Source organism: Pseudomonas sp. SZ57, assembly GCF_009495975.1.
GTDB lineage: Bacteria > Pseudomonadota > Gammaproteobacteria > Pseudomonadales > Pseudomonadaceae > Aquipseudomonas > Aquipseudomonas syringae.
The window spans coordinates 1-23233 of record NZ_WIBD01000037.1; the positions used below are offsets into that span (position 1 = coordinate 1).

23 protein-coding genes are annotated in these 23233 nt (G+C 60.6%); 16 read left to right on the top strand and 7 right to left on the bottom strand.

Annotated features, from left to right (window positions below; genetic code table 11):
- A partial coding sequence (locus tag GE543_RS27280; protein WP_153222674.1) for a hypothetical protein occupies positions 1-225 on the top strand: 225 nt, incomplete at its 5' end.
- 161 nt (positions 226-386) lie between these two features.
- Here GE543_RS27280 and GE543_RS25775 read toward each other — a convergent pair.
- Both GE543_RS25775 and GE543_RS25780 read right to left on the bottom strand, forming a co-directional pair.
- Entirely contained in the window at positions 387-1880 is a 1494-nt protein-coding gene (locus GE543_RS25775) for a CoA-acylating methylmalonate-semialdehyde dehydrogenase (protein WP_153222675.1), read from the bottom strand.
- Positions 1881-1970: 90 nt separating this feature from the next.
- On the bottom strand, positions 1971-3317 hold the full coding sequence (locus GE543_RS25780; RefSeq protein WP_003414655.1) for an aspartate aminotransferase family protein: 1347 nt from the start codon (positions 3315-3317) through the stop codon (positions 1971-1973).
- Between the two features lie 111 nt (positions 3318-3428).
- Here GE543_RS25780 and GE543_RS25785 point away from each other — a divergent pair, with 111 nt between their 5' ends.
- From GE543_RS25785 to GE543_RS25815, 7 genes are all read left to right on the top strand, one after another.
- Complete coding sequence (locus tag GE543_RS25785; RefSeq protein ID WP_003414652.1) at positions 3429-4349, top strand: LysR family transcriptional regulator; 921 nt, start codon at positions 3429-3431, stop codon at positions 4347-4349.
- Positions 4350-4535: 186 nt separating this feature from the next.
- Positions 4536-5933, top strand: coding sequence for a uracil-xanthine permease family protein (locus tag GE543_RS25790; protein WP_153222676.1), 1398 nt, complete (start codon positions 4536-4538; stop codon positions 5931-5933).
- A gap of 94 nt (positions 5934-6027) precedes the next feature.
- Positions 6028-6690 (top strand): TetR/AcrR family transcriptional regulator, encoded by a 663-nt coding sequence (locus GE543_RS25795; protein WP_003318629.1) that lies wholly within the window; start codon positions 6028-6030, stop codon positions 6688-6690.
- A 32-nt stretch (positions 6691-6722) separates the two neighbouring features.
- Complete coding sequence (locus tag GE543_RS25800) at positions 6723-7316, top strand: YigZ family protein (RefSeq protein WP_153222677.1); 594 nt, start codon at positions 6723-6725, stop codon at positions 7314-7316.
- Between the two features lie 532 nt (positions 7317-7848).
- Positions 7849-9402: an ABC transporter ATP-binding protein gene (locus tag GE543_RS25805; RefSeq protein ID WP_153222678.1), complete on the top strand. Its 1554-nt coding sequence runs from the start codon at positions 7849-7851 to the stop codon at positions 9400-9402.
- An 11-nt stretch (positions 9403-9413) separates the two neighbouring features.
- On the top strand, positions 9414-10514 hold the full coding sequence (locus GE543_RS25810; protein WP_153222679.1) for an ABC transporter permease: 1101 nt from the start codon (positions 9414-9416) through the stop codon (positions 10512-10514).
- On the top strand, positions 10514-11440 hold the full coding sequence (locus GE543_RS25815; RefSeq protein WP_003414641.1) for an ABC transporter permease: 927 nt from the start codon (positions 10514-10516) through the stop codon (positions 11438-11440). Before GE543_RS25810 ends, GE543_RS25815 begins: the two co-directional genes overlap by 1 nt.
- Before the next feature lie 114 nt (positions 11441-11554).
- Here GE543_RS25815 and GE543_RS25820 read toward each other — a convergent pair whose 3' ends face one another.
- From GE543_RS25820 to GE543_RS25835, 4 genes are read right to left on the bottom strand one after another with little or no spacing between them, the layout of a single operon-like run.
- The gene (locus tag GE543_RS25820; protein ID WP_153222680.1) at positions 11555-12187 is read right to left on the bottom strand and encodes a BRCT domain-containing protein; all 633 of its coding nucleotides are present in this window, start codon (positions 12185-12187) and stop codon (positions 11555-11557) included.
- Complete coding sequence (locus GE543_RS25825; RefSeq protein ID WP_256664803.1) at positions 12144-12587, bottom strand: hypothetical protein; 444 nt, start codon at positions 12585-12587, stop codon at positions 12144-12146. Before GE543_RS25825 ends, GE543_RS25820 begins: the two co-directional genes overlap by 44 nt.
- Positions 12584-13072, bottom strand: a complete 489-nt coding sequence (locus tag GE543_RS25830; RefSeq protein WP_153222681.1) for a hypothetical protein — start codon at positions 13070-13072, stop codon at positions 12584-12586. The genes GE543_RS25825 and GE543_RS25830 overlap by 4 nt, the downstream gene beginning before the upstream one ends.
- A 54-nt stretch (positions 13073-13126) precedes the next feature.
- Complete coding sequence (locus tag GE543_RS25835) at positions 13127-13270, bottom strand: hypothetical protein (RefSeq protein WP_153222682.1); 144 nt, start codon at positions 13268-13270, stop codon at positions 13127-13129.
- Between the two features lie 170 nt (positions 13271-13440).
- On the opposite strand from GE543_RS25835, the gene GE543_RS25840 reads away from it, so the two are divergent.
- Together GE543_RS25840 and GE543_RS25845 are read left to right on the top strand one after the other, a co-directional pair.
- Entirely contained in the window at positions 13441-14130 is a 690-nt protein-coding gene (locus GE543_RS25840) for an SDR family oxidoreductase (RefSeq protein WP_003414639.1), read from the top strand.
- A gap of 123 nt (positions 14131-14253) precedes the next feature.
- Positions 14254-15609: an 8-oxoguanine deaminase gene (locus GE543_RS25845; protein ID WP_153222683.1), complete on the top strand. Its 1356-nt coding sequence runs from the start codon at positions 14254-14256 to the stop codon at positions 15607-15609.
- Positions 15610-15720: 111 nt separating this feature from the next.
- Here GE543_RS25845 and GE543_RS25850 read toward each other — a convergent pair whose 3' ends face one another.
- Positions 15721-16824, bottom strand: coding sequence for a calcium:proton antiporter (locus GE543_RS25850; RefSeq protein WP_003414637.1), 1104 nt, complete (start codon positions 16822-16824; stop codon positions 15721-15723).
- A gap of 264 nt (positions 16825-17088) precedes the next feature.
- Here GE543_RS25850 and GE543_RS25855 point away from each other — a divergent pair, with 264 nt between their 5' ends.
- From GE543_RS25855 to GE543_RS25880, 6 genes are all read left to right on the top strand, one after another.
- A complete protein-coding gene (locus tag GE543_RS25855) occupies positions 17089-18009 on the top strand; it encodes a Fe(3+) dicitrate ABC transporter substrate-binding protein FecB (protein ID WP_046269300.1) in 921 nt (306 codons plus the stop codon).
- A complete protein-coding gene (gene fecC / locus GE543_RS25860) occupies positions 18010-18999 on the top strand; it encodes an iron-dicitrate ABC transporter permease FecC (protein WP_178118672.1) in 990 nt (329 codons plus the stop codon).
- Positions 18996-19964, top strand: coding sequence for an iron chelate uptake ABC transporter family permease subunit (locus tag GE543_RS25865; protein ID WP_153222684.1), 969 nt, complete (start codon positions 18996-18998; stop codon positions 19962-19964). Before fecC ends, GE543_RS25865 begins: the two co-directional genes overlap by 4 nt.
- Positions 19965-19968: 4 nt before the next feature.
- Positions 19969-20760, top strand: a complete 792-nt coding sequence (gene fecE, locus GE543_RS25870) for a Fe(3+) dicitrate ABC transporter ATP-binding protein FecE (protein ID WP_153222685.1) — start codon at positions 19969-19971, stop codon at positions 20758-20760.
- Between the two features lie 273 nt (positions 20761-21033).
- Positions 21034-22128, top strand: a complete 1095-nt coding sequence (locus tag GE543_RS25875; RefSeq protein ID WP_003347966.1) for a BMP family ABC transporter substrate-binding protein — start codon at positions 21034-21036, stop codon at positions 22126-22128.
- A 77-nt stretch (positions 22129-22205) separates the two neighbouring features.
- Positions 22206-23171: a 2-oxoglutarate and iron-dependent oxygenase domain-containing protein gene (locus GE543_RS25880; protein WP_153222686.1), complete on the top strand. Its 966-nt coding sequence runs from the start codon at positions 22206-22208 to the stop codon at positions 23169-23171.
- Positions 23172-23233 lie beyond the last annotated feature (62 nt).

Consider the following 23233-nt stretch of genomic DNA (forward strand, 5'->3'; position numbering starts at 1 on the left):
CGTCCTCTGTATCTGTCAAGCGATTATTTTAAGAAGTTTTCAAAGTTTCCTTTGCAACTTCAACCACTTGCGCCTCGATCAACTCTTGAGTTGCTCATCAGCGGGAGGCGAATTCTACAGCGTTACAACCGCGTGTCAAACTCTTTTTTCTCACCGCTGCCGATCAATCCAGACCCGACCTCCCTCCTCGCTGACTCTTCACTCCAGAACCTTGCAAACTATTGATCTACAAGGCTTTTTCGTTTCCGTCTGCGCCGGAAGTGGGGCGAATTATAGACACCTCACAGAGGGCGTCAACCGTTAATTTCAAAAATCTTCGCCCTGCTTTGCGACGCCCCTGTAAACACGGGAGATCATCTTTAAAGACGATCTCCCTCCCGCAGAATTTACAGGCTCGGAAACGCAAATTGCGACGCTTCGTGGCTAGCACGTTGCGGCCAGCGCTGGGTAATGGCCTTGCGGCGGGTATAGAAGCGCACACCATCGGGACCGTACGCATGCAGGTCGCCGAACAGGGAACGCTTCCAGCCACCAAAGCTGTGATAAGCCACCGGTACTGGCAGTGGAACGTTGACCCCGACCATCCCCACTTCAATCTCATCGCAGAACAGACGCGCCGCTTCGCCATCGCGGGTAAAGATGCAGGTGCCGTTGCCGTATTCGTGATCGTTGATCAGTTGCATGGCCTGCTCAAGGCTGTCCACACGCACGATGCACAGCACCGGCCCGAAAATCTCTTCTTTATAGATACGCATCTCTGGCGTCACGCGATCGAACAGGCAGCCGCCCATGAAGAAGCCCTGTTCGTGCCCGGCAACCTGAAGATTGCGCCCGTCGACCACCAGGGTCGCGCCCGCTTGCACACCGTCCTCTATATAGCCGCCGACCTTGTCGCGATGCTGCCCGGTGACCAGTGGCCCCATGTCCAGGCCACAGGTCGTGCCCGCACCGATCTTCAGGCTCTGGATTTGCGGAACCAGTTTGGCCACCAATGCATCAGCGATCTGATCGCCGACGCATACCGCGACCGAAATCGCCATGCAACGCTCGCCGCAGGATCCGTAGGCAGCGCCCATCAAGGCACTTACGGCGTTGTCCAGATCGGCATCAGGCATCAATACCGCATGATTCTTGGCGCCACCGAGGGCCTGAACGCGCTTGCCCCGCGCTGCGCCTTCCTTATAGATGTACTCGGCAATCGGCGTAGAACCGACGAAACTCAGCGCCTTGACCTCCGGCGCTTCGATCAGCGCATCGACCGCGACCTTGTCACCGTGAACCACATTGAGCACACCCTTCGGCAACCCTGCTTCATGCAGCAGCTCGGCAATCAACAATGTGGAGCTGGGATCGCGCTCCGACGGCTTGAGGATGAAGCAGTTACCGCACGCAATGGCCAGCGGGTACATCCACAGCGGCACCATCGCCGGGAAGTTGAACGGGGTGATACCGGCAACGATACCCAGCGGCTGAAAGTCAGACCACGCATCGATGTTCGGCCCGACATTGCGACTGTATTCACCCTTGAGCACTTCAGGTGCAGCGCAGGCGTATTCGACATTTTCAATACCGCGCTTCAGCTCGCCCGCCGCATCTTCCAGGGTCTTGCCGTGCTCTTCACTGATCAATTGGGCAATGCGAGCCTCGTTCTGCTCAAGCAGTTGCTTGAAACGAAACATCACCTGAGCACGCTTGGCCGGTGGCGTATTGCGCCACGCCGGAAAGGCGGTTTTGGCCGAGTCGATTGCCCTCTGGACTGTTTCGCGATCGGCCAGCGCCACGGTGTGGATAACCTGCCCGGTCGACGGGTTGAACACATTGGCGCTACGACCTTCAGCAGAAACGAACTCGCCGTGGATCAGGTGTTGAATGCTGCTCATGGAAAACTCCGGATAAAGGCAACGGGCGTGAGTCAGCTCACACCCGATGCGATAAAGGCACGTATATAAGAAGAGAGACTGCCAGCGCGGTCAGTCGATCAGATTCAGGGTTTCGCCGACGGCATCGAACAATCGATCCAGATCCTGCGCCTGGCTATTGAAGGTCGGCCCGAATTGCAGGGTGTCACCGCCAAAGCGCACGTAGAAACCGGCTTTCCACAGCTTCATGCCCGCCTCGAAGGGCCGCACGATGGCATCCCCGTCACGCGGTGCGAGCTGGATGGCACCCGCCAGGCCGTAATTGCGGATATCGACCACGTTTTTCGCGCCCTTGATACCGTGCAGCGCACGTTCAAAATGCGGCGCGACTGCGGCGGCCTGCTGCACCAGGTTCTCGCGTTGCAGCAGTTCAAGCGCCGCCAGCCCGGCCGCACACGCCACAGGGTGGGCGGAATAGGTATAGCCGTGAGGGAATTCGACGGCGTACTCCGGCGTCGGCTGGTTCATAAACGTTTGATAGATCTCGCTGCTGGCGATTACCGCGCCCATGGGGATGGCGCCATTGGTGATCTGCTTGGCGATGCACATCAGGTCAGGCGTGACACCGAAACTGTCGGCGCCAAACATCGAGCCCGTACGACCGAAGCCGGTGATGACTTCATCGAAGATCAGCAGGATATTGTGCTGATCACAAATCTCACGCAGGCGCTTGAGATAGCCTTGCGGCGGAACGATCACACCGGCCGAGCCCGACATGGGTTCGACGATCACTGCAGCGATGTTCGACGCATCATGCAACTCGATCAGCTTGAGCATCTCGTCAGCCAGCGCGATACCGCCCGCCTCGGGCATGCCCTTCGAGTACGCATTGCTGGCCAGCAGGGTGTGCGGCAAGTGGTCGACGTCCATCAACTGGCCGAACATCTTGCGGTTGCCATTCACTCCGCCCAGGCTGGTGCCCGCCACATTCACGCCGTGATAGCCGCGTGCCCGACCGATCATCTTGGTCTTCGTCGCCTGGCCTTTCAGCCGCCAGTAGGCGCGCACCATCTTCACCGCCGTATCCGCGCACTCGGAACCCGAGTTGGTATAGAAGACGTGGTTGAGATTGCCCGGCGTCAGGTCGGTAATCTGTTCTGCCAGCTGGAACGAAAGGGGGTGCCCGAACTGAAAGCCCGGCGAGTAATCCAGCACACCCAGTTGCCGGGACACGGCTTCCTGAATTTCCTTGCGCGTGTGCCCGGCGCCACATGTCCACAGACCGGAAAGCGCATCGTAGATCTTGCGTCCCTTGTCGTCTGTCAGATAGCTGCCATGCGCGGCCACGACCATGCGCGGGTCGCGCTGGAAATTTCGGTTCGCGGTGTAGGGCATCCAGTGAGCATCGAGCTTCAACTGACGGGTGACAGGCACATCGGACACTTCGAACATATTCATGGGAGCAAGCCTCGCAGGCGCTAAACGAACGGTCATTGCAGCCAAGGTGCCACGCGGCTAAAGTTCATAAAACCCGATTTTTACGATCTTTGGTTTGGTAATCACTAAACAATGAATATCCGTCGCTCCGATCCCGTGTCGCAGGTCAGTGATTTTGATATCCGCTTGCTGCGCCTATTCAAAAGCGTTGTCGAGGCGGGTGGCTTTTCTGCGGCTGAAAGCGTGCTCGGCATTGGCCGATCAGCGATAAGCCAGCAGATGAGTGATCTGGAACAACGCCTCGGCCTGCGCCTGTGCCAGCGAGGCCGCGCCGGTTTTTCACTGACCGACGAAGGGCGCGAGGTCTATCAGTCGTCGTTGCAACTGCTCAGCGCGCTGGAAAGTTTCAGGACAGAGGTCAACGGCCTGCACCAGAACCTGCGCGGCGAACTGAACATCGGCCTGACCGACAATCTGGTCACCCTGCCCCACATGCGCATCACCCATGCCCTGGCCCGGCTGAAAGAGCGCGGGCCGGGCGTGCACATCAACATCCGCATGATCGCCCCCGCCGAAGTCGAGCGCGGTGTACTCGACGGCGGCCTGCATGTCGGTGTCGTGCCGCAGGCCAGTGCCTTGCCGGGGCTTGAGTATCATCCGTTGTACAGCGAGCGGTCGCTGCTCTATTGCGCGGTCGGGCATCCGCTGTTTTACGCCGACAATGCCACGCTGGATGACGCACGCCTCGCACAACAGGAAGCCATCGCTCCGACCTTTCGCCTGCCAAACGATGTTCAGGACCACTATCAGGCGCTGACCTGCACGGCCAGCGCGTCCGACCGGGAGGGCATCGCCTTCCTGATTCTGACCGGCCGCTACATAGGCTACCTGCCAGACCATTACGCCAACGCCTGGGTGCAGGAAGGCAGGCTGCGCGCATTGAAACCGGATTCGAAGTTTTACGACCTCAACCTGGTGACCGTCACCCGCAAAGGCCGGCGCCCTCATTTGGTGCTCGAGAGCTTTCTGGAAACACTTGCCGCTACCCGATGACACATTTCTGTCCGACACCTGGCCGGCTCGCCGACGCTGCAGCGTGCCTTGAAAGCGCTATGAGGCTGATATTTATTGAAATAACCGGACTCAAATAAAAATAACCTGAGCAACTGGACAGTTTTTTGCAGTAGTCCCGAACAACGACACGCCAGCACATGGCATTTCCCCGTCCGAGAACTCGCCATGCAGCCTGAAACACTCGACAACGATGATCTGATCTACGGCCTGAACGACCGCCCCAAACCCTGGACGGCCATTTTGGCAGCGTTCCAGCACGTTCTCGCCAGCTTCGTGGGGATCATCACTCCGCCCCTGATCATCGGCTCGACCCTCGGCCTGACCCCATACATGCCATACCTGATCAGCATGGCCTTGATGGTCTCGGGCACCGGTACGTTCATCCAGGCGCGCCGCCCGTTCGGTATCGGCGCGGGCATGATCTGTCTGCAAGGCACCAGCTTCGCGTTCCTGGGCGCCGTGTTGTCCGCAGGCTTTCTGGTCAAACAGCGCGACGGCAGCCCGGAGGACATCATGGCGATGATCTTCGGCGTGTGCTTTTTCGGTGCGCTGGTGCAGATCGCGCTGAGTCGCTGCATTGGCCAGCTGCGAAGGGTCATCACGCCGCTGGTGACCGGTATTGTCATCACGCTGATTGGTGTGAGCCTGATCAAGGTGGGCGTGACAGACCTGGGCGGCGGCTTCAACGCGCCGGACTTCGGCGCCCCGGTGAACCTGGCGCTGGGCGCGTTCGTGCTGGCCGTGATCATCGTGCTCAACCGCTCGAATACGCCCTGGGTACGTTTGTCAGCCATCATCATCGGCCTGGCGGTGGGCAGTCTGGCCGCGTGGTTCAGCGGCAAACTGGTGCCGCAGCCCCTTCACGACCTGCCACTGATCAGCGTACCGATGCCCTTCCGCTTTGGCTTCAATTTCGACTGGAGCGCTTTCCTGCCTGTCGCGCTGATTTATCTGATCAGCAGTATCGAGACGGTCGGCGACCTGACCGCCAATTGCATGCTCGCGCGCCAGCCCATCAGCGGCCCGAGTTACCTGGCCCGCCTCAAGGGCGGCGTGCTGGGTGATGGTGTGAGCTGCATGATCGCCGCGACCTTCAGCGCATTTCCCAATACCACCTTTGCGCAGAATAACGGCGTGATCCAGTTGACCGGCGTTGCCAGTCGCTATGTCGGGCTGTACATCGGCGCGGTGCTGTTCGTGCTCGGGCTTTTTCCACACATTGGTGCCATCGTTCAGCAGATCCCTAAGCCGGTGCTCGGCGGCGCAACGCTGGTCATGTTCGGCAGCGTCGCGGCCGCCGGGGTGCGCATTCTGGCCCAGTCGCCGCTGGACCGACGCAGCATGCTGATCATTGCGACGTCCTTGGGTGTCGGTCTGGGCATTGCGGCGCAGCCTGCGCTGCTGCATCAATTGCCGAAACTGGTGCAGAACCTGTTCGATTCGGCCATCACCAGCGGCGGTATCACGGCCATTGTCATGTGCCTGCTGATTCCGGAAAGCAAAGTCGCCGCCGTTCCGACCGCCGATGCGGCGGAACCCGAACCTGTGGAGCAACCACGATAACTTTGCATGCCGCGCCCGCACCGACGCTTGCGAGATGCTCGCCGGTGCGCTATCTGTTCATCCGTCGCGCCCTACGACCTGTCCGGAATTGCCCATGACCCTTGAAGTCCCCGCACACAGCGCTCACGTCACAAAGCCTGCAAGCCGTATTCGTCAGAAGAACGAAGAAGCGATCATTCAAGCAGCCGAAGATGAATTTGCCCGCCACGGTTTCAAGGGCACCAGCATGAACACCATCGCGATCAAGGCCGGGCTGCCAAAAGCCAATCTGCATTACTACTTCACCAACAAACTCGGCCTGTACGTCGCGGTGCTCAGCAACATCATCGATTTGTGGGACAGCACCTTCAACCACCTCAGCGTCGAAGACGACCCGGCAGAGGCTCTGGCCCGCTATATTCGCGCCAAGATGGAGTTCTCGCGCCGCCAGCCACAGGCCTCGAGGATCTTCGCCATGGAGATCATCAGCGGTGGCGAATGCATGAGCGAGTACTTCAGCCAGGATTACCGCCTGTGGTTCCAGGGCCGGGCCGCGGTCTTTCAAGCCTGGATCGACGCCGGCAAGATGGACCCCGTCGACCCGGTGCACCTGATCTTCCTGCTATGGGGCAGCACCCAGCACTATGCCGACTTCGCCTCGCAGATCTGTCGCGTCACCGGTCGCTCCCGACTGACGCGCCAGGACATGGATCAGGCCAGCAACAATCTCATTCGGATCATCCTCAAAGGTTGTGGGCTCACCCCGCCAGCCTTGTAGAATCGTCGCCTTGACGTCAGCTGGACACACGCATGCCTTTTACCCTGATCGGCCCTTGCGAGTTTCGTGAAGAAATCCGCAAGAGCCGCTTCATCACCCTCGCCGCTCCCATCGCCAGCCCGGCCGATGCACAGGCGTTCATCGAGCAGCACAGTGACCTGAACGCCACTCATAATTGCTGGGCCTGGAAGCTCGGTGGTCAGTACCGCAGCAACGATGACGGCGAACCGGGCGGCACTGCAGGCAGGCCGATTCTGGCCGCCATCGAAGCGCAGGCGTTCGATCAGGTCGTGGTGCTGGTGATCCGCTGGTACGGCGGCATTCAACTGGGAACCGGCGGCCTGGCCCGCGCCTATGGCGGTGGTGCCAACAAATGTCTGCAGCAGGCCGAGCGTCTGCCGCTGATCCAGCGCGCCTCGTTCCACCTTGAATGCAGCTTCAGTGAGCTGGCGCTGGTCAAGCTGCGTCTCGGCGAATTGAACGGTCTGGTGGAAAGCGAAAACTTCATGGCCAACGGTGTGCAGATGTCCATCGCCATCGGCCCCGAGCACACCGACACCCTGCAGCGCCAACTGGCCGACTTGAGTCGCGGCAGAATCCTTCTGCACGCAGCGCCGGAGCAATAGCCGGAACCTTTGCGCCACATATCACAATTGCCCACATCTACTGTGCATCCGGCTGTGGATAAGCTGAGCACACTCCACCGCGAGCCTTGCCGGGCTTGCGTTTCAGGCGAATGATCGTTTTTTGAGCAATTGCCGTACGTGGATCCATAAAGAGTGCAAAAACAGCCTGTTAGCGCTTCTTAGTGCCTTTGGATGTTAACCGCCGCCGCATTATTCTCACTCAACCCGCTTGCGCACAGTATCTGTGGAAGAACCTGTGGATAACAGGTGCAAGGGTCGCGCATTGGTTCAGCGCACCGCCCTCCACGTCCGCTGTACATTTTTTGCTCAAATCAAAGGGCCACATTGGCACGCGCCAGGCAAGTACGCCCCGAACTGGTGCTGAAACGAGCGCGCTCGATGGGCGAAGGCCGGTGCCAGGGCCGAAAACTCCGGGCCTGGCCTTGATTCCGCGTGCCGGATGCGAATCCTGACTCCTTGGCCAGGATTTTGCTTTATCCACACGCGACCCACTTCTGCCTCAGAGCCTTTCATGTCAAACCACGCGATACCTGCGCGCCTGCAACTGCGCCACATCACCAAACGGTATCCCGGCTGCCTGGCCAACGACGCTGTCGACCTGACGATTCAGCCCGGAGAGATTCACGCCCTGCTGGGTGAAAACGGTGCGGGCAAAAGCACGCTGATGAAGATCATCTACGGCGTGACGCAGCCCGACGCCGGGACGATCATCTGGCAAGGCCAGGCGCAGACCATGCGCAATCCGGCACAGGCCAGAAGCCTGGGCATCGGCATGGTGTTCCAGCATTTTTCGCTGTTCGAAACCCTCAGCGTCGCGCAAAACATCGCGCTGGCCATGGGCGCAGCGGCAGGCACGCCCAAACAACTGGAGCCGCGCATCCGCGAGGTCTCTCAACGCTATGGCATGGCTGTGGAACCCCAGCGGCTGGTCCACAGCCTGTCGATTGGCGAGCGGCAGAAAGTCGAGATCATTCGCTGCCTGATGCAGGACATTCGCCTGTTGATCCTCGACGAACCCACGTCAGTATTGACGCCCCAGGAAGCCGAGGAGCTGTTCGTGACCCTGCGGCATCTGGCCCGGGAAGGCTGCAGCATTCTGTTTATCAGTCACAAGCTGGGCGAGGTGCGCGCGCTGTGTCACAGCGCAACCGTGCTGCGCAACGGCAAGGTCTCCGGGCACTGCATACCCGCTGACTGCTCCGATCTGGAACTGGCGCGCTTGATGGTCGGTGATGCCGAAGGGCTGACCGCGCAGTATGAGAAAGCCAGCGGCGGCACAGCCTTTTTGCGCATCGACAAACTGTCCTGGCACAACCCGGACCCGTTCGGCTGCTCACTCAAAGACCTCAGCCTGGAAGTGCGCAGCGGCGAAATCGTCGGTATCGCGGGCGTGGCCGGTAATGGTCAGGATGAATTGCTGGCGCTACTCAGCGGCGAACAGACCTTGCCCCACGCCCAGGCGGCAACCCTGCGTTTTGAGGATGCCCCGGTCGGCAACCTGCGCCCCGATGCGCGGCGCAAGCGTGGCCTGGCATTCGTCCCGGCCGAGCGTCTGGGACATGGCGCAGTACCTGAACTCAGTCTTGCCGACAACGCGCTGCTTACCGCCTTCCAGCAAGGGCTGGTGAGCAATGGCCTGATCCAGCGCAGCAAGGTGCGCGCGCTGGCTGACGAAATCATTCGGCGCTTTGCAGTCAAGACGCCGGATGCACTGGCCCCGGCGCGCAGTCTGTCGGGCGGCAACCTGCAGAAATTCATCCTCGGTCGGGAAATCCTGCAAAAGCCGAAACTGTTGATTGCCGCGCATCCCACCTGGGGCGTGGATGTCGGCGCTGCAGCGGCGATCCATCGGGCGCTGATTGCCTTGCGCGACGCGGGGGCCGCGATTCTGGTGATCTCCGAAGACCTGGACGAATTGTTCCAGATCAGCGACCGACTCGCCGCCCTGAGCGGCGGACAGCTTTCCGACCTGATCCCCACTGAACAGACCAGCACCGTGCAAATCGGCGGCTGGATGGCGGGACAGTTCGATCATTCTCAAACCCAAGCCCACGTGCCGGGTTAACGGAGCAAAACATGCTGCTTTCTCTGGAACCGCGCGGCCAGCAATCGCGCGCGATGTTGTGGTGCTCCCCTTTACTGGCTGCGGTGCTGACCCTGGTCTGCGGTTCGCTGCTGTTCATCGGTCTGGGCCTGAACCCTGTGGTGACACTGCACACCTTGCTGATCGCGCCGGTCAGCGACTGGTACGGTCTGTCGGAATTGATGGTCAAGACCTTGCCGATTCTGCTCTGCGCGCTGGGTCTGGCGGTCGCCTATCAGGCGCGCATCTGGAACATCGGTGCGGAAGGCCAGTTGCTGCTCGGCGCATTGGCCGGCAGTGCCGTGGCGGTAAATATCATCGAGATGGAGAGTCGTTGGGCGCTGGTCATGGTGTTGCTGGCCGGCACCCTCGCCGGTGCGGCCTGGGCGGGCGTGACCGCCTGGCTGCGCACGCACTTCAACGCCAATGAAATCCTCACCAGCATCATGCTCAATTACATCGCCCTCAACTTGCTGCTGTACTTCGTCCACGGGCCGCTCAAGGACCCGGCCGGCATGAACTTCCCGGAGTCAGCGACCTTTGGCGACGCCAGCCGTCTGCCACTGCTGATGGAGGATGGCCGCGCGCATATCGGCGTGTACTTCGCCCTGTTGGCGCTGGTCGCGGTCTGGGTGTTGCTGCAACGCAGTTTCGTCGGTTTTCAGATCAAGGTGCTGGGCCTGGACAAGCGTGCTGCCGGGTTTGTCGGCTTCCGTGAAAAACACCTGGTCTGGCTGGCCCTGTTGATCAGTGGCGCGCTGGCCGGGCTGGCGGGCGTATCTGAAGTGACCGGGCCGATTGGCCAACTGGTGCCGCAGGTCTCGCCCGGTTATGGCTATGCCGCGATCACTGTGGCCTTTCTCGGCCGCCTCAACCCCATCGGTATTCTGTTCTCCAGCCTGTTGATCGCCCTGCTGTATCTAGGTGGGGAAAGCGCGCAAATGACCTTGAACCTGCCGTTGGCAATCACGCAGCTGTTTCAGGGGATGATGCTGTTTTTCCTGCTGGCCTGTGATGTGCTGATTCTCTATCGCCCACGTCTGAAACTGCACTGGGCCAAGCGCCAGATGACACCCGTCACAGGAGCCGCATGATGGATATCGACCTGCTGAGCAATATTTTCTACGCCATGGTCCGTTGCGGAACACCCTTGCTGCTGGTGGCGCTGGGCGAGCTGATTTGTGAAAAAAGCGGCGTCATCAATCTAGGTCAGGAAGGCATGATGCTGTTTGGCGCAGTGATCGGTTTCATCGTCGCCCTGAACACCGGCAACCTGTGGCTGGGCGTACTGCTGGCGATGCTCGCCGGCATGCTGCTCTCGGCGCTGTTTGCCCTGGTGGCGCTGGTGTTCAACGCCAATCAGGTCGCGACCGGGCTGGCGCTGACCATCTTCGGCGTCGGCCTTTCCAGCTTCGTCGGGGCCGCCTGGGTCGGCAAACCGTTAAGCGGTTTCGAGCCGGTCGCCATCCCGCTGCTCAGCGACATTCCGCTGATCGGCCGCATGCTGTTTGCTCAGGACCTGCTGGTCTACCTGTCCTTCGCCTTGTTCGCGCTGGTCGCCTGGGCACTGCTGAAAAGCCGCGTCGGGCTGATCATCCAGGCCGTCGGCGAAAACCCCGATGCCGCCAGCGCCATGGGCTTGCCGGTGTTGCGCGTGCGCACCCTCGCGGTGCTGTTCGGCGGCGCGATGGCAGGGCTGGCCGGGGCTTATCTGTCACTGGCCTACACGCCGATGTGGGCAGAAAACATGAGCGCCGGGCGTGGCTGGATTGCCCTGGCACTGGTGGTTTTCGCCAGCTGGCGCGTGTGGCGCCTGCTGCTGGGTGCCTACCTGTTCGGTCTGGCCAGCATTCTGCACCTGGTCGCGCAAGGCATCGGCCTGGCCATCCCGTCCAACCTGCTGGCGATGCTGCCGTATGTGGCCACCATCATCGTCCTCGTCCTGCTCTCCCGCGACGCCCTGCGCACCCGGCTGTATGCGCCGGTATCGCTGGGCCAGCCATGGCGGGCGGGGCATTGATGGGCGGATTTGAAAAGTGGCGAGGGGATTAGCTTCACTCGCCAAGGTCGTGCCGAACACGACAGATGATAGAAGAGCTAGACGTTGATTCAGCAGAGGCAACAGCGTGCAATGTTATCCAAACACGGCCTGTTGCCAATGTCCCTCGCTCACGATAGCAATAGGCACTCCCGCCTCCCTTAGCTCAACAGCCTTTTTGATCTTTAGACCGTAGCTGCTATGCAGCCATTGGTCATTTCCGAAACTTCCGACAATCAGAAAGCTGGTTTTTTTTGTGAGACCTTTACAAATCTGGCCTCCTCGCTCAAGGACCAGTTCTTCGCAGTGCTTTCTAGGTCCATACGCCATTGTTCCAGTGAACATGAAAAGACGGTCGTTCCAATCAAGCACCGGTGCCGGATTATTGAGCGGTAACGTGCCCGGCATTGAAATACCGGCAGACGAAAGGCTTTGGCCTCCACCAAACTGCTTAAGCAGACTGAATAGTTCAACGGACTCCTCGGCATCAAGCACACCGTCACTCAGCATATTTTCCAATCGACGATAGAGGAGATTAACGACAGGATCGTCAAGATGGGTGAGGTTGCCCTCAATCCATTCTTTGAGAAAGACAGCCTCCGCTTGATTGATAGAGCCATCAGCACACAATCCTGCGCTTATTCCAATCAACGCATCCACGGATCGCCTGTCTATGCGTGCCTCGTTAAAAAAGCGACTGCTCTGAAACTCCTGATGCAAGTCGACCATTGATTTTTTCTCCTGATTTGTATGGCTCAACAGCCTTGTTGACGTATTTCGACCGATTCGGCGTGAACGTCACGACAATTTTGGTCAATGAGCACACAAGCTGATATTTTTTTGTACGATCAATATTCAGGTCCTCGCCTCTCAGTCCCTGCCACTGGGCCAAGTACTTAAAAGATCCAGGCTTTTTACGTAATTTCATGTTGCTGGAAACTCCGCCTTTCCATGACAAAATCGGCAGCTCGTTTTCCAAACATCTTTTGGCCAAATCTGGCGACGTGATTGCGAGTTCACGTCCGTTTTCCCAGCACTGGATTATGCCCTCGTCCTCTGCATCCCATATCTGAGCATGCGTTAGCCCAACTCTTAGTGGCGTATCATTTTCACGAAAGATACGAGTCATGATCCGCACTCCTGCCGGTCACTGGGCGGAGGAAAATCTGTTCCGTATCGGAGATAGGCAATGACGGCACTCTGAGTCGTTTCCAGAATCCGATTATTCACAAGGCGTGATCGAGCGTCATTGAGGCAGTAGAGCGTTACCAGCGCATAGCCATCCTTCCCTTTGGAGGCGCTAGATATCTGTATCGCACGCAGATCAGTTTTCAGAGCTGCGTTCCAGTCACTGGTTGCAAGTGGGGTATTAAAGATAAGTGACCGGCTGGACAAACGGACTCCATCCTCGCTCAGCAGATGGTTGTAGCCTTTCACCCCAGCTTGGGCTTGAGGAAGAAGACTGTAGCCAAGCGCAGAAGCATGAACACGGTGCACTGCAAAGTGCCAACCACGCAGAAAATCTGCTTCATAGAAATCATCGTGAGATATCCACACGTGCCTGGTTTTCTTCGTTAACAGGCTAGAGCGATCTTTAGTTTTTGGTTTCGACATCAGCCTCTCCGTGGCTTGGATCATCCGTGCTTGTACCGGTGGAAACAGATGATGTCAATATGACTCTTCATGGCTGCGAACCAGACAGAGCAGCACCACTGCCCAGATAAATTCCTCAGCATAAAGCCAGTAGCAGAAAGATGTGACGCGAAGCGCCACGAGCTGTATGTCGATGCGGAACATCAGCACGATAGCCATAATCCCGACTATCGTGCCAATGCTCAGCGTCAGGGATCTACCTTGAACGTTTTCGGCTCGCGAAGATTCCAACAGGTCATGGGCAGGAGTACGCTGCAAGGTCGAAACTTTCGAGAGGCCTTGCTGGCACTGCCATGGAGTCTGTCTCTCAATCTGCCAAGGAATCATTCATGACCACTACCAAGAAAACCGCTCTGATCATCGGTGCTTCGCGTGGCCTGGGGCTCGGGCTGGTGCAGCGCTTGACCGAACAGGGCTGGCACGTCACCGCCACCGTACGTGATCCGCAAAATGCCGAAAACCTGAAAGCAGTCGAGGGCGTGCGCATCGAAGCGGTGGATCTGGACGAAACCGCCTCGCTTGAAGTGCTGGTCCAGAAGCTGCGCGGTGAGGTGTTCGACGTGCTGTTCGTCAATGCCGGTATCAGCGGCGCGGCACACCAGAGCGCTGCGAAGTCGACCGCTGCCGAACTGGGGCAATTGTTCCTGACTAACGCTGTGGCACCGATTCGTCTGGCCGAGCGCTTCGTCGATCAAATTCGTCCCGGCACGGGCGTCCTGGCGTTCATGAGTTCGTGGCTGGGCAGCGTCACTTGCCCGGATGGCGCCAACCTGGCGCTGTACAAGGCCAGCAAAGCCGCGCTCAATTCGATGACCAATACCTTTGTCACCGAGCTGGGCGAGAACCGTCCTACCGTGCTGTCGATGCATCCGGGCTGGGTGAAGACCGACATGGGCGGCGAAAATGCCGCTATCGACGTCATGACCAGCACCACCGGGCTGGTCGAACAGCTCAATGCCTACGCCGGCAAAGGCGGCCATCACTTCATCGATTACCAGGGCAAGACGATTGCCTGGTAACCGGCCGCTCGACTAGAATCGCCGTCCTTCGCCGGGGCGCACCCGACCCCGGCGACCCTGGATCAGCAGACAGGGCAACACTGAGCTGGCTAACCTGAACCTGTCTTTCAGAGGAGCCGGCCCATGCCCGCGATCCGTATCTGGTTGAAAAATCCCCTTGCCGTGTTCACTGCCAATGACCTGGACGCCCGTGGAGGTCTGGTGATCGAAGGCGGCGTCATCACTGAAGTGCTGGCCGCCGGGCAGCTCCCGTCAAAGCACTGCAATCAAACGTTCGATGCCCGTGAGCATGTGCTGCTGCCGGGGTTGATCAACACGCACCATCACTTCTATCAAACCCTCACGCGGGCCTGGGCACCGGTGGTCAATCAGCCGTTGTTCCCCTGGCTGAAGACCCTGTACCCGGTATGGGCGCGGCTGACACCGGACAAGCTTGCGGTCGCCAGCAAGGTGGCGCTGGCCGAGTTGTTGCTGTCCGGGTGCACGACCGCTGCCGACCATCATTATCTGTTTCCCGATGGGCTGGAACAGGCTATCGATGTACAGGTGCAGAGCGTCCGGGAACTGGGCATGCGCGCGATGCTGACGCGCGGTTCGATGAGCCTGGGCGAAGCGGATGGAGGCTTGCCGCCCCAGCAAACCGTGCAGCAGGGCGAAGTGATTCTGGCCGACAGCCAGCGCTTGATCGAGACCTACCATCAGCGTGGCGACGGCGCACAGATTCAGATCGCCCTGGCGCCCTGCTCACCGTTTTCGGTCACGCCACAGATCATGGCCGAGAGTGCGGCCATGGCCGAAAAACTCGACGTGCGCTTGCACACCCATCTGGCCGAAACCCTCGACGAAGAAGACTTCTGCCTGCAACGCTTCGGCCTGCGCACCGTGGATTATCTGGACAGTGTCGGCTGGTTGGGACCGCGTACCTGGCTGGCCCATGGCATCCACTTCAACCCCGACGAAATCGCCCGTCTCGGCGCAGCAGGTACGGGTGTCTGCCACTGCCCGAGCTCGAACATGCGCCTGGCCTCCGGCATTTGTCCGACCCTGGACCTGCTCGCTGCTGGCGCGCCGTTGGGGCTTGGGGTCGATGGCTCGGCGTCCAACGACGCATCGAACATGATCCTCGAAACCCGCCAGGCGCTTTATCTGCAACGCCTGCGCTACGGCGCCGAAAAAATCACCCCGCAGCTCGTGCTGGGCTGGGCCACCAAGGGGTCGGCGCAATTGCTGGGACGCACTGACCTCGGTGAACTGGCGGTGGGCAAACAGGCTGATCTGGCGTTGTTCAAGCTGGACGAACTGCGCTTTTCCGGCAGCCATGATCCGCTGTCAGCGCTGCTGCTGTGTGGCGCGGACCGTGCCGATCGGGTGATGATCGCAGGGCAATGGCGAGTGATCGACGGGCAAGTCGAAGGCCTGGACATCAAGCAACTGATTGCCGATCACAGCCAGGCCGCGCGGGAATTGATTCAGGGCTGAACGTGCGGGGCGATAATCTCAACTATCGTGCGACGCTCCGCGTCGGCATGCCGTTCAGGACGCTCTGCGTCCTCTTGCGACGCAGAGCGTGGGAGCGATAGGCAATAGGCCCTAAAGCCCCAGACACGAGAGCATGATGAACGTCGCGAACAGCACGAAGTGGGTCATGCCTTCGATGGCGTTGGTTTCGCCGTCGTTGAGGTTGATGGCGGACACCAGCAGGGTGATGAGGATCATCACGGTCTGCACCGGAGTCATGGCCATCTGGAAGGGCTGGCCGCTGTAAAGTGCCATGGCTTCCATGACCGGAACGGTGAGGATCACGGTCGACAGCGACGCACCTAGGGCGATGTTGACCACCGACTGCATGCGGTTGGCCAGCGCGGCACGCAGGGCCGTGAGGATCTCGGGCGCGGCAGAGATGGCGGCGACCAGGATGGCAGTCATCACCGGCGGTGCACCGGTGCCTTCCAGGCCCAGGTCAACCGTCTTCGACATCACTTCGGCCAGCGCACCGATCACCACCACGCCGACAACCAGTGTGGCAATTGAGCGGGTCAGATTGACCGGTTCCGCATGCTCTTCAGCCGGATTGGAGCCCTGGCTCTGACGCTTCTTCTTTTCCGGGTAGCTGTAGCTGAAAAAGTAACTGTGCGGCCCGACCTGCATGCGCAGGAACAGGGTGTAGAGCAGGATCATCGCGCCGATGGTGAACGCCGAATAGATCTTCCAGTCACCCTTGGGAATGAACTCGGGTACGACCATCGACACACCCATCGCGGTGAGGATCATCACGCTGTAGGTGCGCGCCGAATCGTCGTTGTACGACTGCTCGCCGTGCTTGATACCGCCCATCAGCGCCGCAAGACCGAGGATGCCGTTGATGTCGAGCATCACCGCCGAATAAATCGTATCGCGCACCAGCGTCGGCGAGGGCTCGTTGCTCATCATGATCGCCAGGATAACCACTTCGACCGTCACCGCCGACAGCGTGAGGATCATCGTGCCGTAAGGATCGCCGACCTTTTCCGCCAGCATCTCGGCGTGGTGCGCAACGCGCATCGAGGCGCAGATGATGAAGGCGACCAGCGCCAGCCCCGACACCAGCGCAACCACCTGACCATTGCCTACCAGCACATGCTCCAGTGGATAAGCGACGAACATGGCAATGATTGCCAGCAACAGAAACTTTTCTTGCTTGAGCAATGCGCCCATTTTTATTCCCCAAACCTTGCGACATCGCCGCGGATGTACATGAAGGTGGCCAACAGTGAAGGCTGTCAGAGTAGCGTGTGTGACAAAAGGTTTCATAAAATAGCCCGAATGAGAACGGCACTCACGCGTAAATGACTTTTGATCCCGTCGCCGCGATGTGAAATAGTGCCCGCCGTTTTCAACAATAGTGCCCGCCGTTTTCTTCGCGGCCTTCAGGGCGCGCCTGTTTTTCATGATTCCGCTTTGTTAGAAAGGACCTTTGCCATGCGTGCTTTTCGACTTCCGCATCTGCTGGCTTGCGGCCTGCTGACCCTGATGGCGAGCGTCGCCCAGGCCGCGCCTATCGACATCGATGACGGCCAACACAAAGTCCATCTGCCTGACACTCCCAAGCGCGTGGTCGTACTGGAGTTTTCGTTTCTCGACGGGCTGGCTTCGGTCGGTGTGACGCCGGTCGGTGCCGCCGACGATGGCGATGCCAACCGCGTGCTGCCCAAGGTGCGCAAGGCCGTCGGCGAATGGCAGTCGGTGGGCCTGCGTTCGCAGCCCAATATAGAGGTGATCGCGCGGCTCAAGCCGGACCTGATCATTGCCGACCTCGGTCGCCATCAGGCGCTGTACAACGATCTGGCCAGCCTGGCGCCGACGCTGATGCTGCCGTCACGCGGTGAGGATTATCAAGGCAGCCTGAAGTCTGCCGAACTGATCGGCGTCGCGCTGGGCAAGGGGCCGCAGATGCAGGCGCGCATCGCGGAAAACCGCCAGCACCTGAAGACCGTCGCCGAGCAGATTCCGGCCAACACCAACGTGCTGTTCGGCGTTGCCCGCGAAGACAGCTTCTCGGTACACGGCCCGCACTCTTACGCAGGCAGCGTGTTGCAGGCGATCGGTCTGAAAGTCCCGGAAGTACGCAAAAACGCCGCGCCCACCGAATTCGTCAGCCTCGAGCAACTGCTGGCATTGGACCCGGGCTGGCTGCTGGTCGGCCATTATCGCCGTCCGAGCATCGTCGACAGCTGGAGCAAGCAGCCGCTGTGGCAGGTGCTGGGCGCGGTGCGTAACAAGCAGGTGGCCGAAGTGGATGGCGACAGCTGGGCGCGCAATCGCGGGATCATGGCCTCCGAGCAGATCGCCGACGATGCGCTTGCCGTGCTCAAGGGCGGCAAGGCCGTGCTGAACCCGTAAATGCGCCGCTGGCTGATGGCGGGCGTGATCATCGCGGCCTGCCTGGGACTGTTCTGGGTGTCGCTGTTCGCCCTGTCGTCGTTCAGCATTCGCCAGGTGGATGCCTGGAACGGACTGATCACGCAGGGCCGCGAGGGCGGCAATATCGCTTATATCGTCGCGCAACTGCGCGTGCCTCGTGCCTTGTGCGCAGCACTGGTAGGTGCCTGCCTGGGCGTGGCCGGCGCGCTGATGCAGGGCATCACCCGCAACCGTCTGGCCTCCCCGTCATTGTTTGGCGTTACCGCAGGCGCCGCATTGGGGCTGGCGCTGTTTTCCACCGGCCTGGTCGCCCTGCCCTTCCCCGGTGGTGCGCTGCTGATGACCTGCCTTGGCGGTGCGCTGGCGTGGATCACCGTGTTCAGTCTTGGCGGTGCCTGGTCACCCGCCACAGCTCAGGGCCGACTGGTGCTGGCAGGCGTTGCCGTCGCAGCACTGTGCGCTGCATTGACCCGCCTCACGGTGATCCTCGTCGAGGCGCAGGCGCAAAGCGTGCTCAACTGGCTGGCAGGGTCGCTGGCCAATGTCGGCACCGCGCAATTGCAACTGCTCTGGCCCTGTACGCTGATCGGCGTGGTGCTGGCGATGGCCTGTGCGCCACGCCTGAACCTGATCAACCTCGGCGAAGACGCCGCGCGTTCGCTGGGCGTGCGTATCGGCGCGTTGCGCCTGCTGGTATTCGTGGTCAGCCTGCTGCTGGTCGGCGCCAGTGTCTGTGCCGTCGGGCCGATCGGCTTTGTCGGCCTGATCGCGCCGAACATCGCTCGCCAATGGCTGGGCAATGACTACCGCTGGCTGATCCCGATCAGCGCCGGCCTGGGCGCGGCCATCGTGCTGGCCTCGGACCTGATCAGCCGCGCCGTGGCCTTCCCCGTGGAAACACCGGCCGGGGTGGTGACGGCATTGATCGGCGCGCCGTTCTTTCTGTTTCTGGCGAGGCGTGCGCTATGAACCACCCGCGCGCAAGACTGTTGCTGCTGATGACCCTGCTGGCACTCGCCCTGCTGCTAAGCCTCAGCGCTGGCACCGTGTGGCTGACACCCGGCGCCGTGCTCGATCACCTGATTGCCCACGACAGCAAGGACTTCGAGGTCTGGAATCACCGCCTGCCACGCGGCCTGATCGCGATCATGACCGGCTGCGCGTTCGGCCTGGCTGGCGCCATCGTACAAGGCGTGATTCGCAACCCGCTGGCCTCGCCGGAAATCCTCGGCGTCACCCAAGGTGCCGGGCTGGCGCTGACCATTGCGATTATCGGCCTGCCGCACTTACCGGTGTCGGCGCTGCCGTTTGTGGCGTGTCTGGGCGGGGCGGCGGGTGCGCTGCTGCTGGCGTTGTACAACACCGGCGTGCAGTTTTCCGGCGTGCGTTTCGCGCTGTCCGGGGTGGCGATTGCAGTGACGCTGTCGAGCATCACCGAATTCCTGATTCTGTCCAACCCGCTGGACATCAATACCGCCCTGCTGGCGCTGACCGGCAGCCTGTGGAGCCGCAACTGGCACCACGTCTTGCTGGCCACGCCGCTTCTGCTGCTGATCCCGCTCAGCCTGCTGCTGGCCAAACCGCTGAACCTGATCGGCCTGGGTGACGAGGCCGCGCAGAGCCTGGGCACCGGCCTCACGCGTACGCGCTGGCTGGCGATGGGCAGTGCCGTGCTGTTGACCAGCCTGGGGGTGGGCATTATCGGCCCGGTGAGCTTCGTCGGCCTGGTCGCACCACACATGGCCCGCCGTCTGGTCGGCGGTCATCATCAGTACCTGCTCCCCGCTTCCATGGTCCTCGGCGCGTTATTACTGGTGCTGGCCGATACGCTAGGCCGCACGCTGATCGCCCCCAGCGAAATTCCGGCCGGGATTCTCACGGCGGTGATCGGCGCTCCGTATTTTCTCTGGCTGCTGGCCCGATTCAAAGGTTGATCCCATGACTATTCTGAAGGCGCAGCACCTCGACATCGGCTACGGCGCGACGCGCATCGTGCAAGACCTGTCGTTCAGCCCGCCGCCTGCGCAGGTCACTGCGCTGATCGGCCCCAATGGTTGCGGCAAATCCACCCTGCTCAAGGCCTTCGCCCGAATTCTCACCCCGCAAGCGGGCAGTCTCAGCCTGGATGGCACCGCCTACGGTCAGCTGTCGGCCAACGAACTGGCGCGCAAGGTGGCTTTTCTGCCGCAAGTGCTGCCGATTCCCGAAGGCGTCAGCGTGCGCCAACTGGTGGCGTACGGTCGCAGTCCGCACAACAGCCTGTGGGGACGCCTGAGTGGCGCCGATCAGCACAGTGTCGATCAAGCCTTGCAGCGCATGGAACTGGACACGCTGGCCGAGCGCCCGCTGTCCGACCTTTCCGGCGGGCAACGACAACGCGCCTGGCTGGCGATGATCCTTGCGCAGGACGCGGCCATCGTCCTGCTCGACGAGCCGACCACCTATCTGGACATCAGCCATCAGGTCGAACTGCTGGACCTGATGCGCGAACTGAGTGCCGAAGGCAAGACGGTGATTACCGTGCTGCACGACATCAATCAGGCCTGCCGCTACGCCGACCATCTGGCGGTCATGCAGGGCGGACGCATGGTGACCTGCGGCGCGCCGAGCGATGTGCTGACGGCCGAGCTGGTCTGCCAGGTGTTCGATGTACAAGTGCAGATCATGCGCGAACCCGTGGCAGGCACGCCGATGTGCATCGTCGAGCGCAGCACGCGTTGCACCAGTTAGCGGCGCAGCCCACCGCGCCTGCACCTTCGCGCTGCACTCTGGCTATACACAAAACTGCTCTTGATTCTGGCCGAAGGCCGTAGGAGCGACCGGGGCGGCGATCCGCACTGTTCGCGAAAGGGTCGGCATATTCTCCGATCGCGGACAAGTCCGCTCCTACACACGCACTATTGCTACAGGGTGAAGCAAGCCCGCATCGTAAGTTGTCCTGTTGGTCAGTTAATTGCATTGCTCGGGTAGGCATTCCAACAAGACCGCAAGGAGCTAGACCCGATGCACCTGACCAACCCACGTCGTCCCCTGAAAAAACTGCTGTGCGCCGTCGCCGCCGTTGTCGGCCTCGGCTCCAGCCTGCTCGCCTCGGCAGCCGATCCGCTGAAAGTCGGCTTCGTCTACATCGGCCCTATCGGCGACCACGGCTGGACCTATCAGCATGAACAGGGCCGTCAGGCGATGGTCAAGGCGCTGGGTGACAAGGTCACCAGCAGCTACGTGGAAAACGTGCCGGAAGGTGCAGACGCCGAGCGGGTTATCCGTAACATGGCCAAGGGCGGTTACGACCTGATCTTCAGTACCTCGTTCGGTTACATGAACCCCACGCTGAAAGTCGCCAAGCAGTTCCCCAAGGTGAAGTTCGAGCACGCGACCGGCTACAAGCAGGACAAGAATATGGGCACTTACCTGGCCCGTACCTATGAAGGTCGCTACGTGAGCGGCTACATCGCGGCGAAGATGACCAAGACCAAGAAGATCGGTTATGTCGCCTCGTTCCCGATTCCTGAAGTGCTGCGCGACATCGACGCCATCCAGCTGGCGCTGAACAAGTACAACCCAGGCACCGAGATCAAGGTGGTGTGGGTCAACTCCTGGTTCGATCCGGGCAAGGAAGCCGATGCGGCCAACGCGTTGATCGATCAGGGCGTGGACGTGGTGTTCCAGCACACCGACAGCCCTGCGCCGATCCAGACCGCCGAGCGTCGTGGCGTGTATGCCGTCGGCTATGCCTCGGACATGGCTCACTTCGGACCGAAAGCAGTGCTGACCTCCATCGTCAACAACTGGGGCCCGCATTACATTCAGGCCGCCGAAGGCGCCATCGCGGGCACCTGGAAACCACAGGATTACTGGGGCGGCCTGAAGGAAGGAACGGTCGAATTGCCGATCAGCGACGTGGTGCCTGCTGACGTGAAGGCCGAGGCGCAGAAGATCATCGCCAGCATCGAAAGCGGCGAATTCCACCCGTTCACCGGCCCGATCAAGGACCAGAACGGCACTGTGAAAATTGCTGACGGCGTGGTCGCGACCAACGCCGAGCTGGCGTCGATGAACTACTACGTCGAAGGCATCAAGGCCGAGCTGCCGAAGTAATCAGCCCGTCAGTTGCCTGACCATCGTGCCTGCCGCGCCAGGCACGATCATCGACACTTCCCTTTCAGGACCGGTTAATGGACCAGCTTCCCGTCATCGACATCGCCCCGCTCTACGGCACGGACACTCAGGCCTGGCAGGATGTCGCCCGGCAGATCGACAGTGCCTGTCGGGCGTGGGGTTTCTTTTACATCAAGGGCCACCCGATCAGCGCGCAACGCATCGAACAGGTGCAATCGGCGGCAAAGGACTTTTTCGCCCGGCCGGCTGCTGAAAAGCTCCTGATCGATATCACCCAAAGCACGCACCATCGCGGCTACGGCGCCATCGCCACCGAACAACTGGACCCCAGCCTGCCGAGCGACCTCAAGGAAACCTTCGACATGGGCCTGCACCTGGATGCCCGTCATCCCGACGTGCTGGCGGGTAAACCGCTGCGTGGGCCAAACCGGCATCCGGACATTCCCGGCTGGGAAGCCCTGATGGAACAACACTATCTGGACATGCAGGCGCTGGCGCAAACCCTGCTGCGCGCCATGACCCTGGCACTGGGCATCGAGCGCGATTTCTTCGATCAGCGCTTCAAGGACCCGGTCAGCGTGCTGCGCATGATTCATTACCCGCCGCGTGATACGGCGACCTCGGCCGAGCAACAAGGCGCAGGCGCGCATACCGATTATGGCTGTATCACTCTGCTGTATCAGGACGCAGCGGGCGGCTTGCAGGTGCGTGATGTGCGAGGCGAATGGATCGACGCGCCACCGCTCGACGGCACCTTCGTGGTCAATCTGGGCGACATGATGGCGCGCTGGAGCAATGACCGTTATCTGTCCACGCCGCACCGGGTTATCAGCCCGCTCGGGGTTGATCGCTACTCCATGCCGTTCTTCGCCGAACCGCACCCCGACACGCGCATCGAATGCCTGCCCGGTTGCCAGAGCGACGATCATCCGGCCCGCTATCCGGTGACCACCTGCGCCGAATTTCTGCTGTCGCGCTTCGCGGATACCTACGCTTATCGCCGCGAACAGGAGGCAAGTTGAACGTTCGGTCAGGTTTTACCCTGCGCAGCGACGGGCATCTGTAGAATGCCCGGGATCTGCAC

Bases quoted from the DNA above. Each gene is read 5' to 3' on its own strand.
- GE543_RS25775 (WP_153222675.1), bottom strand. From the start codon at position 1,880: ATGAGCAGCATTCAACACCTGATCCACGGCGAGTTCGTTTCTGCTGAA.
- GE543_RS25780 (WP_003414655.1), bottom strand. From the start codon at position 3,317: ATGAATATGTTCGAAGTGTCCGATGTGCCTGTCACCCGTCAGTTGAAG.
- GE543_RS25785 (WP_003414652.1), top strand. From the start codon at position 3,429: ATGAATATCCGTCGCTCCGATCCCGTGTCGCAGGTCAGTGATTTTGAT.
- GE543_RS25790 (WP_153222676.1), top strand. From the start codon at position 4,536: ATGCAGCCTGAAACACTCGACAACGATGATCTGATCTACGGCCTGAAC.
- GE543_RS25795 (WP_003318629.1), top strand. From the start codon at position 6,028: ATGACCCTTGAAGTCCCCGCACACAGCGCTCACGTCACAAAGCCTGCA.
- GE543_RS25800 (WP_153222677.1), top strand. From the start codon at position 6,723: ATGCCTTTTACCCTGATCGGCCCTTGCGAGTTTCGTGAAGAAATCCGC.
- GE543_RS25805 (WP_153222678.1), top strand. From the start codon at position 7,849: ATGTCAAACCACGCGATACCTGCGCGCCTGCAACTGCGCCACATCACC.
- GE543_RS25810 (WP_153222679.1), top strand. From the start codon at position 9,414: ATGCTGCTTTCTCTGGAACCGCGCGGCCAGCAATCGCGCGCGATGTTG.
- GE543_RS25815 (WP_003414641.1), top strand. From the start codon at position 10,514: ATGGATATCGACCTGCTGAGCAATATTTTCTACGCCATGGTCCGTTGC.
- GE543_RS25820 (WP_153222680.1), bottom strand. From the start codon at position 12,187: ATGGTCGACTTGCATCAGGAGTTTCAGAGCAGTCGCTTTTTTAACGAG.
- GE543_RS25825 (WP_256664803.1), bottom strand. From the start codon at position 12,587: ATGACTCGTATCTTTCGTGAAAATGATACGCCACTAAGAGTTGGGCTA.
- GE543_RS25830 (WP_153222681.1), bottom strand. From the start codon at position 13,072: ATGTCGAAACCAAAAACTAAAGATCGCTCTAGCCTGTTAACGAAGAAA.
- GE543_RS25835 (WP_153222682.1), bottom strand. From the start codon at position 13,270: ATGGCTATCGTGCTGATGTTCCGCATCGACATACAGCTCGTGGCGCTT.
- GE543_RS25840 (WP_003414639.1), top strand. From the start codon at position 13,441: ATGACCACTACCAAGAAAACCGCTCTGATCATCGGTGCTTCGCGTGGC.
- GE543_RS25845 (WP_153222683.1), top strand. From the start codon at position 14,254: ATGCCCGCGATCCGTATCTGGTTGAAAAATCCCCTTGCCGTGTTCACT.
- GE543_RS25850 (WP_003414637.1), bottom strand. From the start codon at position 16,824: ATGGGCGCATTGCTCAAGCAAGAAAAGTTTCTGTTGCTGGCAATCATT.
- GE543_RS25855 (WP_046269300.1), top strand. From the start codon at position 17,089: ATGCGTGCTTTTCGACTTCCGCATCTGCTGGCTTGCGGCCTGCTGACC.
- fecC (WP_178118672.1), top strand. From the start codon at position 18,010: ATGCGCCGCTGGCTGATGGCGGGCGTGATCATCGCGGCCTGCCTGGGA.
- GE543_RS25865 (WP_153222684.1), top strand. From the start codon at position 18,996: ATGAACCACCCGCGCGCAAGACTGTTGCTGCTGATGACCCTGCTGGCA.
- fecE (WP_153222685.1), top strand. From the start codon at position 19,969: ATGACTATTCTGAAGGCGCAGCACCTCGACATCGGCTACGGCGCGACG.
- GE543_RS25875 (WP_003347966.1), top strand. From the start codon at position 21,034: ATGCACCTGACCAACCCACGTCGTCCCCTGAAAAAACTGCTGTGCGCC.
- GE543_RS25880 (WP_153222686.1), top strand. From the start codon at position 22,206: ATGGACCAGCTTCCCGTCATCGACATCGCCCCGCTCTACGGCACGGAC.